At 32.9% G+C, this 12,722-nt stretch carries 10 protein-coding genes; 2 read left to right on the plus strand and 8 right to left on the minus strand.

Features of this window, described 5'->3' with window-relative positions; translation table 11 throughout:
- Nucleotides 1–744: 744 nt before the first annotated feature.
- From ACSVDA_RS18755 to ACSVDA_RS18765, 3 genes are read right to left on the minus strand one after another with little or no spacing between them, the layout of a single operon-like run.
- Nucleotides 745–2,136: a lanthionine synthetase C family protein gene (locus ACSVDA_RS18755; protein WP_485885126.1), complete on the minus strand. Its 1,392-nt coding sequence runs from the start codon at nucleotides 2,134–2,136 to the stop codon at nucleotides 745–747.
- A gap of 44 nt (nucleotides 2,137–2,180) precedes the next feature.
- Nucleotides 2,181–4,088 carry an ABC transporter ATP-binding protein gene (locus ACSVDA_RS18760; RefSeq protein ID WP_485885128.1) on the minus strand — a complete coding sequence of 636 codons (1,908 nt, stop codon included), beginning with the start codon at nucleotides 4,086–4,088 and terminating at the stop codon, nucleotides 2,181–2,183.
- Entirely contained in the window at nucleotides 4,085–7,375 is a 3,291-nt protein-coding gene (locus ACSVDA_RS18765; protein WP_485885130.1) for a lantibiotic dehydratase, read from the minus strand. Before ACSVDA_RS18765 ends, ACSVDA_RS18760 begins: the two co-directional genes overlap by 4 nt.
- A 235-nt stretch (nucleotides 7,376–7,610) precedes the next feature.
- On the opposite strand from ACSVDA_RS18765, the gene ACSVDA_RS18770 reads away from it, so the two are divergent.
- Nucleotides 7,611–7,745 (plus strand): hypothetical protein, encoded by a 135-nt coding sequence (locus tag ACSVDA_RS18770; protein ID WP_485885132.1) that lies wholly within the window; start codon nucleotides 7,611–7,613, stop codon nucleotides 7,743–7,745.
- A 463-nt stretch (nucleotides 7,746–8,208) separates the two neighbouring features.
- Here ACSVDA_RS18770 and ACSVDA_RS18775 read toward each other — a convergent pair whose 3' ends face one another.
- The 3 genes from ACSVDA_RS18775 to ACSVDA_RS18785 all read right to left on the minus strand — a co-directional run bounded on the left by ACSVDA_RS18775 (nucleotide 8,209) and on the right by ACSVDA_RS18785 (nucleotide 9,405).
- Complete coding sequence (locus ACSVDA_RS18775) at nucleotides 8,209–8,418, minus strand: hypothetical protein (RefSeq protein WP_485885134.1); 210 nt, start codon at nucleotides 8,416–8,418, stop codon at nucleotides 8,209–8,211.
- A gap of 419 nt (nucleotides 8,419–8,837) precedes the next feature.
- On the minus strand, nucleotides 8,838–9,038 hold the full coding sequence (locus tag ACSVDA_RS18780) for an FDLD family class I lanthipeptide (RefSeq protein ID WP_485885136.1): 201 nt from the start codon (nucleotides 9,036–9,038) through the stop codon (nucleotides 8,838–8,840).
- 226 nt (nucleotides 9,039–9,264) lie between these two features.
- On the minus strand, nucleotides 9,265–9,405 hold the full coding sequence (locus ACSVDA_RS18785; RefSeq protein ID WP_485885138.1) for a hypothetical protein: 141 nt from the start codon (nucleotides 9,403–9,405) through the stop codon (nucleotides 9,265–9,267).
- 155 nt (nucleotides 9,406–9,560) lie between these two features.
- Here ACSVDA_RS18785 and ACSVDA_RS18790 point away from each other — a divergent pair, with 155 nt between their 5' ends.
- Entirely contained in the window at nucleotides 9,561–10,445 is an 885-nt protein-coding gene (locus ACSVDA_RS18790) for a helix-turn-helix domain-containing protein (protein ID WP_485885140.1), read from the plus strand.
- A 277-nt stretch (nucleotides 10,446–10,722) separates the two neighbouring features.
- Here ACSVDA_RS18790 and ACSVDA_RS18795 read toward each other — a convergent pair whose 3' ends face one another.
- Nucleotides 10,723–11,661, minus strand: coding sequence for an ABC transporter ATP-binding protein (locus ACSVDA_RS18795; protein WP_485885142.1), 939 nt, complete (start codon nucleotides 11,659–11,661; stop codon nucleotides 10,723–10,725).
- A gap of 6 nt (nucleotides 11,662–11,667) precedes the next feature.
- Nucleotides 11,668–12,720, minus strand: coding sequence for an ABC transporter ATP-binding protein (locus ACSVDA_RS18800; RefSeq protein WP_485885182.1), 1,053 nt, complete (start codon nucleotides 12,718–12,720; stop codon nucleotides 11,668–11,670).
- Between the last annotated feature and the right edge of the window lie 2 nt (nucleotides 12,721–12,722).

Here is a 12,722-nt window from a genome sequence, read left to right on the forward strand (position 1 = left end):
GTTCATCCCTATTTAGCGATGGAAGAGTAGAATCATAAGTTGAAAAACCTCATTGTTAGTTTTTCCATTCATATCACTCTATGCCAACCCCCCCCCCTAGTGAAGGGATCAATGATATTTGATCTTTTGAATCTACTAGAGTATCTAAAAGGAGTATAACTTCTTGAAATTGCTTTGTACCGATCACAGTTTCCCTACATACACTAACCGGAATACCTAACATCTCTATTTATTCATATAAATATTTATGTAACATACCAAAATCACTAAACTCAACCCACAACTAAAAAAGCAAAAGAAATATGATATATTTCTTTTACTTCTTACCTTTTATGAATCTTTCCAACCATTCAAGTTTTTTTAGAAATATGTTACAGTCACCATAGAGCAGATTCTTTAACAAAAAATAAGAATACCCTTGAATTACTAAATTAGCAAATTAATAAAATATTATTTTAGATTTTCAGCATATATCGCTTGTTCCACACCCACAATTACTAAATCTTGTTATACAATCGTTAGTATCACAATTGTCTGTAGGACAAACCAAACATGAGTTACAAGTACACCCGGACATAGATGGACCATCTGAGTTTAATACTATGGTCTTATCTACATTAATTTGTAAATCTAAATCAAACATATCCTGTTTCATGTATCTCACTCCTTTTAATACTTCAATTTTTTATAGAACATATTTTTCAATGCTTATAAATTGGTCTGTATTTTTATAGGAAATAATTATTATACGATAAGGAAGATAGAATCCCAATCTGAAGGTTTGTCATTAATTAAACTTAGTAAAACTAATGCGGTACCAGCTGCTCCTTCAAGTAATCCAGGATTATGAACAATCTGTTGTTCACAATTTCCTTTAGGTATATCATAATATCCAAATGGAAACTCAGTATTGTACATACCCAAAACTTTGTTAATAAGCTTGTTCCGTCCGTCTAATATCTCTTTTTCTCCAGAATCTAAATACATCCGATGAGCAATTTGCAATAACCCAGCATATCCATGACAGAAATTAGGAGCATTTATATTCCATTGACTCATTGGTCTTCTAAATGTCGCTTTGAAGGAATCTACTGAAATTTCCTTCCAATATTCTACTCCTAACACCTCTCCTGCCATCCAAATAACCCTTGCCACGCCTGGAGAGCCATAGCACCAAGCTTCCATACTCCGTTGATTCCCCTGTAAATTACCATCCATTAATTCCTCAAATGAAACGTTAAACGGCCAAATCGGACCATATTCGTCTTCTCTCTTCCATTCCAACAGCCAATTGACTATTCGTTCAATAGCCTCTGTTTGCCCTTCTATCTCTATACCAACTTTCTTTGTTAAGACAAGGAAGGCTAATGGTCCAGGAATACCATGTGCTAAACCTACATTAAAGTTTCCATTAGTAAACTTCTTTCTTTCACTCTCCAAGAAAAGGTTTTCACTTTTAATATGCCACCCAGGTATAGATACTCCATTCAGTTCCTTAAATTTCGATAATCTTATCACATACTTGATTATTTCATGTATAGCTTCTAAAACATTTGGTTCATCTTTATATAATAGTAAATACCGTCCAATTCCTGCTACACCTTGGACAACATCATAATCTGTCATTTTTACGCTATCTTGTTTTAAATTGTTTGTAAAATCCTCGAGCATGTCAGGGAGGTTAGATAATAAATGTGTTTTAATCGTGTTTAATAACTTCGTATACCTAGTGCCTTGTCTAGATAAGGAATGTGCAGCAAGCCCTATCCCCGCTAATCCACCATATAGTGAGTAAGATAAAATCCCTTGAGTTTGTAGCTTTTCTTGAATCTGGACAAGAAATTGATGACCTTTCAGATCCCACCCCCCCTCTGGATAGTATCTATCTAACTCACCAAATAATAGAGCAAAACTTGCTAAGCCTCCCGCTAACCCCGTCCCTAGAATACTACCCAATTCTTTAGATGTATCGGTTTTCTCATCCGATACATCTTCCTGGGATTGTATTTCCAGTAATAACTTATTTTCAATCACTTCTGCGCTTTGTAACTTTTTAGCTAGATCAAGAACAGTATTTTCCACCTGCTTATAATGTTCCTTAGCTAGTTGAGAAATCAATTCTTGTGTATTGTTCATCATTACCTCTCCTTTTAAACTAGGCAGTAGTCCTTACATTCCTTTTAACTAACAGATGCTTTCTTTATACCCTCTTGTTTCCCAAAAAAAGAAGACACTTGTAAATTGTATAATTGGGCATAGTTACCACCAAGGTTAATTAGTTCATTATGATTGCCACTTTCAACAACGACACCTTTATCCAAAACGATAATTTGATCTGCAAACTGAACTGTTGAATAGCGATGAGTTATAAACAGTCCAATGCGATTTTGAAGAAGGGATTGAAACTTGTCAAACACTTCCTTTTCTGCGAATGGATCAAGGAATGAACTTGGCTCGTCCATTATGTAAATATCAGCATTTCTAATAAAAGCTCTTGCAATAGCAATTCGTTGCCACTGTCCACCAGATAATTGGTGCCCATCAGTAAACAATTTTCCTAGCTGTGTATTTATTTGATTAGGAAGTTGCTCAATCATCTCGACTATACCTGCTTGTTCTGCTGCTTGCATGATTCTTTCATCATTCACATGCTTTAAATCCCCAAAACCTATATTTTCTCTCACAGGCAACTCATATTGAACAAAATCCTGAAACACTACTCCAATCTGTTCCCTTAAACCTTCTTGGTCAAATTCTCGGATTGATATCCCATTTATCAGAATTTCTCCTTCAAAATCTGTATATAATGAGGTTAAAAGTTTCACTATTGTACTCTTTCCTGAACCATTCTTACCAACAATGGCTAATGTCTCTCCCTTTTTTAATGTAAAACTTACATTATTTAAGGCATACATTTCTGTTCCCTTATACTTAAAAGAGACATTCTGAAATTCAATCTTCTCTATGGCTGAAAGAGTCGGAGTTGGTCTCACATTGACTAGAGAATTATTGTCATCATTTAACTGTATAGCTGTATTAATCAATACTTTTTGATTTTCCTTTGTAGAAATATCTAAAAAGTGAAAGAGTTGCTCTAAATATAGATTATTTTGGCACAGTGAGAGGATACTTTGGACAATTCCTTGTGCCGTTGACTCTGTCAAACGAATGGCTTGAATTAATCCTACTACATTTCCAATTAGGATCTCCTTCATATAAGCAGACCAAAGAACTAATAACACAATAGAATAGTTAATTGAGAGAGTGATTATTTTAAATACTGATGAAATTTTCATTCTCTTGATGAGAATGAAACGGTCTTCACTATAAAAACTATCAATTATCTTTTTATACTTACTCAAGAAAAAGGCTCCTAACTGATAAAGCCTAACTTCTTTAGCTGTTTTATCTTGTGTGATCAAATGACTAAAATACCAAGACTGTCGGCTCTTTTCAGCTCGATTCCAATACCGTAGAAACTCCTCTTGTCCTAAGCGTAGAAAAGAAACAAATGATATAAAAGGGATAAGTACTATAAACAAAGCCACCCACCATTTCCACAATAATATAACAGTAATTGTAGAAAGTAACGTAACTACGTTACTAATCATACCAAGAATTACCTTTAATACTTGAAATGGACGAGAACCTGAATCATTTTGGACACGTTTGAGATGATCTTGGATTGTAGGATTTTCAAAATCTTCCAAACTCAAACATAGAGATTTTTCTAAAATTAATATGTTAATTCTGTTTGATAATAACTTCCGGAGCAAAGTATCATAATATTGATATAATGATGCTATAACCATATCTAGTAACGCTACTCCAATAAAAAAGAAGAAAGCAATTAATATAACCTTAAACCCTAGATTCAACCCAGTTGCGATTGAATTAATGAGATGTTGTGTAGCTAATAATGAAAGAACAGGGGAAACGCCTTGAAACAAGGATAGTGTGAGAATTGCAACAAAATAGCTCTTTTTCGTTTCCCATAACAACTTAAAGACTCTAGGCCAATAACTAAATGAACGAAAAATATTTTTTATGTTGAGCTGAGTATAATTCAACTCATCTTGTTTTATCAATCTCTGATCCCCCTCGAATATCGAAGATTATGCAAAGTATGACGAACCAGATGCATTACCCTCCTCTCATCCTGAAAGCTAATACCAAAACGATTTAACGTCATATGAATTATACTCGCAAGGATTCCATCTGGATTACTATGTAAGATTCCGTCTTGTTGATTTAAATGAACTTGTTGTGCATAGTGCTGTAAAGTTTCTCGACGATGTAACATGTTATTGTAAATTAAAATTCCCTCTGGATCATTTCTTAAACTCTCCCAATCATTTTTCGAATTACCAAGTTCCATGTAAGGTTTTCTGTTTTTTCTAAATACTTTTAAATGTTCTTTATGTGAAAACCTTTTATTAAACCAATCTAACTGCTCTTTAAATGAAAGAGAAAAACGTTCCATGATATCAATTGTACAAATAACAGCAATCATATCTAGGTCTATGGAGACTGCTCCTTCTCTTTTAAGTCGGATCAAATTGGTCACCATGATACTATCACCCTCAAACACCTTTTCAGCTAACTCAATTAATTTAGGACCTCCATACCTTTCTATTTCCGGATCATAGGAATCAATGACCATTTGTGAGACTAATCCTTCTCGTTGTAAATTTAGACCCCATTGGTGAATTATAGGCATAAGTTTGGAGTATAGCTGTTCTTGCTCTCCTTTGAATCGCAAACGAATATGTGGATTTGGATCAGAATATCTCATAAAGAACCATTGATCTGCCACTTGATTACCTTTAGCTAGTTCATACAGTTCTTTCATGTGCCAACCAATGAACTCTTCAATCCTACTAGATAGACCATACAATTTTAGAAAAATCCATTTTCCTCCAGGGAGATGAACCCGACTATGGTTAGCGATGGGAGCTTCTATAGGAGTAATTTCTTTTTCTACTACTTTATGTTTTTTTACACCTTCAAAGCTTACGTCAGTCGATTTTTTCACCTTGTATGAATTATCACTCTCAGATAATTTTTTTGGCTCATGCTTTTTAACGATAGGAAAGACACACTCCATAAGAAAATGTCCTTCTTCTCCTTTAAGAGGATTTTCAATAAATTCAAATCCTGTTTCTGTTAGTAATATATGTTGACCTTCTTGTTGTTTCTCGTAATCTCGACGTAATTCTGACACCGTTAAAGGATTCTCTAAATCTAGTAATATACGATTATCAGCTTCTGTCATATATACATAACGAGGTATATCCCATTCATCTCGCCATTGCTGTAGCCTTGAAAACCATTTTTCATGACTCCATGATTTCTTTGACGATAAAGTATTAGAGTATAATTTCCATCTTGCCAAAGATAAAATAGCTTTACCATAGCGTAGGCGGGGTAAAAATGGCGAAGATTCTAGCGCTCCCCATGAAAAGTGCTCCCACCTTCGCTCGTTATCGTTTGATAACTCTCGTAAGAAACGATAAATGTTTGGTGCATACATCATGTTGAGCATATGACCGCAAGTAGGAATTATGTTTTTTCCTAATTTCTTGGATCGAAGATAAAAGGAATAATTACCATTTTCCATAGTAAGACCGACAACGATATCATTTAAAGGTATGGTTTGATCTTTTCCTTTTGAAGAGTTTGTTCCAAAAGTTATTTCATAAGGGCGAACACTTGGAGTAATAGTTACATTTGTAGCTCTCCCCTTCGCAGGTAGATAAGATAATTCTGCAAATAGATGGTCTGGGTTTGAATATTCTTCTATTTGGTGTACTTGTTTTAAATTATCAATTACATCATCTCCAAGTAAAGATGAAAATCTTCCAAAAGTTTTACCTGCACCGTTAGAGCCCGTATTCTGTGTAAGTACTAAATTGTAGTTTCCTTTATCCACTTCTTCTTGACTAACAGAGGTCAATGTAAAATATAATTCAAGTGAAGAAGGACTATGCTTATTATTTGGAGAGCTTTCTTCCAAAACTTGAATCATATTATCATTTAATTCAATCTCCGTTTGGTTATTTTTTTGAGCTTTTAAAAGCCATTCCATTAATAAACCTTCTCGTTTTTTAGAATATCTTGACACAGTAGTTTCTGCTTTCATACGACTCACTGGATATTGATAACCAGGTGGAGCACCTAATCCTAAATCTTCATCTAATAACGTAAGAATAGGTACCTCCCTAGCTGATCCGTATTTGTTTAAAAATTTTTCTTTATATGTATCTAAATGGCTATACCCTCGTTTGTGTGGTGACAATCGCCAAAGCACATCCGCTACTTTAGAAACCTCATTTTGTAAGTGCCCTGGTAAGCTTACTGGCTTATCAGATATTTTCATATCTACTTGAATCGGATTTTTTACTTTAGCTATTTTGTTCATAGTAGAAACTAGATCTTTATATTTTTTTTCACCTTTTCCTACTTGTAAGGTATCATATTCATTTAGTAACTGACTGACTTCACTCAATTTTTCCTTAACATGATCTAATTCTTTTAGCTCTTTAAGCTGGTTTAAAAAATAAGAGAAGGGGTCAGAAATTGTTATCGGTGGTCTTAGATTACTAATAAGAAATTCTTGTTCAAACAATTCCATCAAAAAGTGATTAATTCTCTTCTCATCTGCCTGGGGGTATATTTCTCGTATTCTCTTTAATAATTCGGTATATAAAATCGGAGCCTTTGCTTCATTTAAAACAAATTCCACTACCGGTGTGATACGAATCGATGAATTGTCTATAATACCTGTCCCTCTTTTCTCACCATAACGACTCACGTAAGGAAGTTTTGCTCTACTCCCAGAAAAATACACCATTGGGTTAGCGGAAACGTAGAGTTGAGAAATAATATTAGGTAGGGTTTCAATTGATTTTATTACAGATAATAGCCACTCCATATCAGGTCGAGATTTCTTCTGATGATTGGAAATACCACCTATGTTTAACGATGTAGAATTACTTATATTTCCATATAAGACACCTGAACAAAGACCATAAGGTGTTGGTCTACTTATCATTCTAATAAGATATCGAGTAAAACCTTTTATTGCTTGATCCCTTTTCTTTTTATTTTTATTATTAGAAATATTAGGTAATGATTCTAGTAAAGAAAGACTTGAGACAGCTATACTTTCTCGAATTATCGGGCTTTGTGCTAAATTAACTAGCTTATCAATCATCTGTTCTTGTTGCTGTTCATAATCCATTAATGACAAATCAAATATCTCTATGTAAGTTTCTAAAGGAAGTAAAGGAGACCTAACCATATAAAAATCTAATGCTTGAAAATATTTACTCTGTTTTAGTTGGCTATCTGGTTTATTATCAACAAGTACCATAACAAACTCCTTTCTCTCAACGATGATAGGTAATTGATGGTTATTTTATAGATATTAAGCAAAGTACTTATTAGGCAATCAATACCATTAATTAATTGATATTGACTGCCTACGTTCTAAGTATAGTTAATAAGGCTTATTTAAGTGAGTTTTACAATATGTTATAATACTACTTGTTCCATGTTTATACTTCTAACAAATATCTGTTGTCCCACAACCACATACACTAAACTGAGTGACTACACAATTATCTGACCAACAATTACAAGAGTCTACTGAAACACAATTACAAGAATCACAAGAACAAGAGTTAGCTGAACAAGTATTAGCACAGCTACAAGATTCACTCATAAATCCAATAGTACCTTGATTTTTTGATACACTCGAACCTATCTGTAAATCTAAATCAAAAATATCTTTCATTTCCATTTCACTCTCCCTATTAATTTTGTTAGGCGCGCCGTAACTACATTTAATCATAATTTTGAATTAACGTTAAATTCTGATATTTCAATAAAATTAAAGAATTACCTTTTAATCTTCTTTATTTCGAGTAGAATACTACAAATTCCACATAAAATATTCATATAGTTATATATTTTGTAAGTAAATGTCATAAAATTGTATTACAACCTAAAAAAGAGCATGTTTTTGATTTGCATTATCAAAACATACTCCTTTTTTCTTTTTTTGAACAATGATAAATAATTTAAGATATAGCAGTATTAACAAAACCTATCAAGTTATCAATACCATAAATGATGAGGTATGATAACCTACAATCTAGATATATCTATTAAAACCTAATTTCTACTTGTTCCATATTTCCATTACTAACAAATATCGGTTGTATCACAGCCACATACACTAAACTGAGTCACTTCACAATCATCTGAGAAACAATTACAAGTAGCAAAACCCATAGTACAACAACCTGTACAACCGGTAGGACAGCTACAAGAGTCACTATTAAAGCCACTACCACCATTATTATTAGATACACTCGGTCTAATCTGTAAATCTAAATCAAAAATATCTTTCATTTCCATTCCCCTCTCTATATCTTATTAGGCACGCCCTTTATCATTTAAACAAAATTTTAAATAAATCTTAAATTCTGATATTTACAATAAAATTATTTAATGCTTTATACTCTTCTTTATCCCAAAGCAAATATTATAGTTTTTACAAAAAAATTCATTTAGTTATATATTTTGTAATAAAATGAAATAAAATAGTATAAATAACTTAAAAAAGGATCATGTTTTGAAATATATTATCAAAACATGATCCTTTTTTACATTTCTCTCAGCGGTGATAAGTAATTAAATATATAAATACTTTTTAGGAAATGAATACTATTAATAAAAAGATGTTGATTTCCAACGTTCTAAGTATAGTAATAGAACCTTACTTTAGATACGCTTATGTTACAAACACTGTTTGTTCCTTATATCCGTTACTAGCAAATATCTGTTGTACCACAGCCACATACACTAAATTGGGTGGCTTCACAATTATCCGAGAAACGATTGCACGGACATGATGTTACTGTACAACCTTTACAGGAACATGATTCACTTGCGAAACCAATTCTATCTTGGTTAGTAGATACACTCGAACCTATCTGTAAATCTAAATCAAAAACATCCTTCATTTCCATTTTCATCTCTCCTCTTTAATAAGTGCGCATTTAATAATTTTCATAACTTAATCAATTCAATTCAATATATCTACATGTTATTCGTGTAATATCTAATATCCAAGGGTATTTTACCAGATAGATACTCATTCAATAATCTAAAAATATATCCCACCATAACTCATAAATAAGTTACTTTTCACTTTTACAAAGATATTTATATTAACTTTACTCCCTATGGTAAGTGTTAATGTTGATTTGGCAAATCATCGTCATCAGAAGGAACTTCAATACTATAACTATATTTTGTTTCTTTATGAGCATCATTATCTGATGTAAAACCAAATAGAGTAGAAATTAATACAGTAACAAGTAATATCTTTTTCATAGACCTCTCCCCTTTCTTTATTTTATAATAACAAAATTATATTTGAAAATCTTTCTAAACTATCTTTATTTTGTTATAATTTACTTATTATTTCCTATTTAATCTTTAATATTTCTTATAAAATATAACTTTAGGAATAGTGGTGAATAATTAATATGGAATATATCGCTACAATAATTGGGAATGAAATCCGTTATTTGAGAAAAAAAGCAGGGCTTACACAAGCTCAATTAGCACAAAAAACAGTAACCCAAGCTCAAATAAGTAAAATAGAAAAAGGAGAGGTGTTACCATTGTGTACAACTCTCTATGAAATTGCGGAGACACTAGGAGTAGATGTAAATTATTTCTATAACTTAGCCTATACACCAAGGTATGATTACGTTACAGAGGTAAAAAAACAAGTTCGAAGTGCTATAAGAAAGAGAGATTATTTAATGGTTGAAGAATTAATAAAGCATGAAAGTACTACTCCTGCTTTTAGAGTAGACCATCTTTCTCAGTTTATGCTTTGGCATAAAGGGATAGTTGAATTTTATATTTATAAGAATATCCAATCTTCTATGAATATATTAAATGAAGCCTTAAACTATGGAAATGATAGTGAGATGTCAATACTAAAATTACAACAGGTAGAAATATTAAATAGTATTGGGATTATATATAATGAAATTGAAGAGTATAATAAGTCAATAGAGGTCTATAAGGAAGCTCTTAGTAAACTAAAGGATCTTCCCCAACAAAACTTTAAAATAGAAATAAGGCTTTGCTATAGTTTAGCAAAATCGTTATATAAAATTAAGGATTACCGACATTCAATTTCATATAGCCAGAGAGGAATTAATTTATGTATCAAAAAAGAATTGCTATATTTGTTAGGTGAGTTATACCATATAACTGCGCAAAATTTTAAAAATCTTGGAAACAAAAAAGATGCCTATGATAATTTTATTAAAGCTAAGAATTTATTTGAGATTGAAGATCGATTTACATTCGTTGAAATTACACATGAAAGTATTAAAAAACTAATCGAAAGCTGATCTTTTTCATTGTTATCATTTAAATAATTTGATTAAGAATCTGGTACTAACAATTAAATTACAAAAAAGATCAGAAAATTCAAAACTATTAAAACGATAAAAAACAAATGTTTAAGTTATCGATAGCATCTCCAATAACTTAAACATTTTTCCACAATTAATATTCTATCCAATAATAATTAATTTACAATTTCAACTGTTACATCTGGCACATCCGACAAATACAATAGATTGCTACTTATTTATTTACTTCAATATAAAAACTTCAGCCCCTGCATTATCCACGTTCAGCTTTGTACATCATATATTCTGTTTCTGAGCAAAATACATAATGTCCTTGTTTTATTTCCCTCATTGTAGGTGTCTCTTTGTCATAATTATGCTGCAAAGGGTCATAAATTATTCTTTTACGAGAACGCTCATGATCTGGGTCTGGTAATGGAATTGCCGACAATAGTGATCTAGTATAAGGGTGTATAGGGTCGTTATACAGTACATCACTCTTGGCTAACTCTACAATTTTCCCACGATACATTACGCCGATTCGATCACTAATGTATTTGACCATAGACAAGTCATGCGCAATAAATAAATATGTAAGTCCTTTTTCTTTCTGAAGTTTTTTCATCAAGTTCACGACTTGAGCTTGAATAGATACATCCAACGCTGAAATAGGCTCATCTGCAATAATAAATTCTGGATCTACTGCTAGTGCCCTTGCAATACCTATACGTTGTCTTTGTCCGCCACTGAATTCATGAGGATAACGACTCGCATGCTCTCGGTTAAGCCCAACGATTTCTAATAACTCATGGACTCTATTCATTCGTTCTTGTTTAGAAGTAGCGAGGCCATGAATATCAATTCCTTCTGCTATAATGTCAGATACTTTCATCCGTGGGTTTAGTGACGCATATGGATCCTGAAAGATCATCTGCATTTTTCGATTAAACGCTTTTAATTCCTTTTTCGACTTCTTCCCGTGGACATTCTCGCCATTATAAAGTACCTTACCATCTGTTGCGTTGTATAAGCGAATAATTGTCCGCCCTGTTGTAGATTTCCCACAACCAGATTCTCCAACTAAGCCAAACGTTTCACCTTTATATATATCAAAGGAAATACCATCAACAGCCTTTACTGTATTTTCTTTGTTAACTTTAAAATGTTGTTTAAGGCCTTGTATCTCCAACAGTTTTTCTTCTTTTAAGTTCATCTTCAATTACCCTCTTTCATGACTGCGTTTGAAAGATTTATAGTGTATTTTCATTCTATTGACAATTTCAGGAGGATCAACTTTCGGTGCGTTTTCATGTAATAGCCATGTTTTTGCATAGTGAGTATTTGATACTTTAAACATCGGTGGTTCCATTTCAAAATCAATTTTCATCGCGTATTCACTTCTCAATGCAAACGCATCTCCTACTGGTGGGTTAATTAAATTAGGTGGTGACCCCGGAATCGCGTAAAGTTCATCTTCGCTACCTTCAAGACTTGGCATTGACCCTAATAACCCCCATGTGTACGGATGCTGTGGGTTATAAAAGATTTCATCAACAGTCCCAGTTTCAACAATCTGTCCAGCATACATAACCGCAACGCGATCAGCTACATTAGCTACGACGCCTAGATCATGGGTAATGAATATAACTGCCATATCCATCTTTTCTTGTAAATCCTTTAATAATTCGAGAATTTGTGCTTGAATGGTCACATCGAGAGCAGTTGTTGGCTCATCACAGATCAATAGTTTTGGACGAGATGATAATGCAATCGCAATGACAACACGCTGTCTCATACCACCACTAAATTGGTGAGGGTATTCATCCACACGCTTTTCTGACATTGGAATTCCAACCATGTTTAGTAAATTAATTGCTTCCAACCTTGCTTCAGCTTTAGACATGCTTTGATGCTTGATTAACCCTTCCATGATTTGATCTCCAACTTTCATCGTTGGATTTAATGAGGTCATTGGATCTTGGAAAATCATCCCAATATCTTTACCGCGGATTTTTTCCATCTGTTTCTCTGATTTTTGGACAATGTCTTCACCATTAAACATGATTGAGCCCCGTACATACTCCCCAGGAGGTGTTGGAATAAGCTTCATAATTGATTGTGTTGTTACACTTTTCCCTGAACCTGACTCACCAACGATAGCTAGCGTTTCACCCTTTTTTACGTGAAAATTCACACCACGGACTGCTTTTACTTCCCCCGAAAATGTATGAAAAGAAATTGCTAAATCATTTACCTCTAAAATTGGTTTCATTT

The organism is Cytobacillus sp. Hm23 (genome assembly GCF_051842895.1).
Taxonomy (GTDB): domain Bacteria; phylum Bacillota; class Bacilli; order Bacillales; family SM2101; genus Nanhaiella.

Excerpts from the sequence above, each read along its gene's own strand:
- ACSVDA_RS18755 (WP_485885126.1), bottom strand. The coding sequence starts at position 2,136 with ATGAACAATACACAAGAATTGATTTCTCAACTAGCTAAGGAACATTAT.
- ACSVDA_RS18765 (WP_485885130.1), bottom strand. The coding sequence starts at position 7,375 with ATGGTACTTGTTGATAATAAACCAGATAGCCAACTAAAACAGAGTAAA.
- ACSVDA_RS18775 (WP_485885134.1), bottom strand. The coding sequence starts at position 8,418 with ATGAAAGATATTTTTGATTTAGATTTACAGATTAGACCGAGTGTATCT.
- ACSVDA_RS18780 (WP_485885136.1), bottom strand. The coding sequence starts at position 9,038 with ATGGAAATGAAGGATGTTTTTGATTTAGATTTACAGATAGGTTCGAGT.
- ACSVDA_RS18785 (WP_485885138.1), bottom strand. The coding sequence starts at position 9,405 with ATGAAAAAGATATTACTTGTTACTGTATTAATTTCTACTCTATTTGGT.
- ACSVDA_RS18790 (WP_485885140.1), top strand. The coding sequence starts at position 9,561 with ATGGAATATATCGCTACAATAATTGGGAATGAAATCCGTTATTTGAGA.
- ACSVDA_RS18795 (WP_485885142.1), bottom strand. The coding sequence starts at position 11,661 with ATGAACTTAAAAGAAGAAAAACTGTTGGAGATACAAGGCCTTAAACAA.
- ACSVDA_RS18800 (WP_485885182.1), bottom strand. The coding sequence starts at position 12,720 with ATGAAACCAATTTTAGAGGTAAATGATTTAGCAATTTCTTTTCATACA.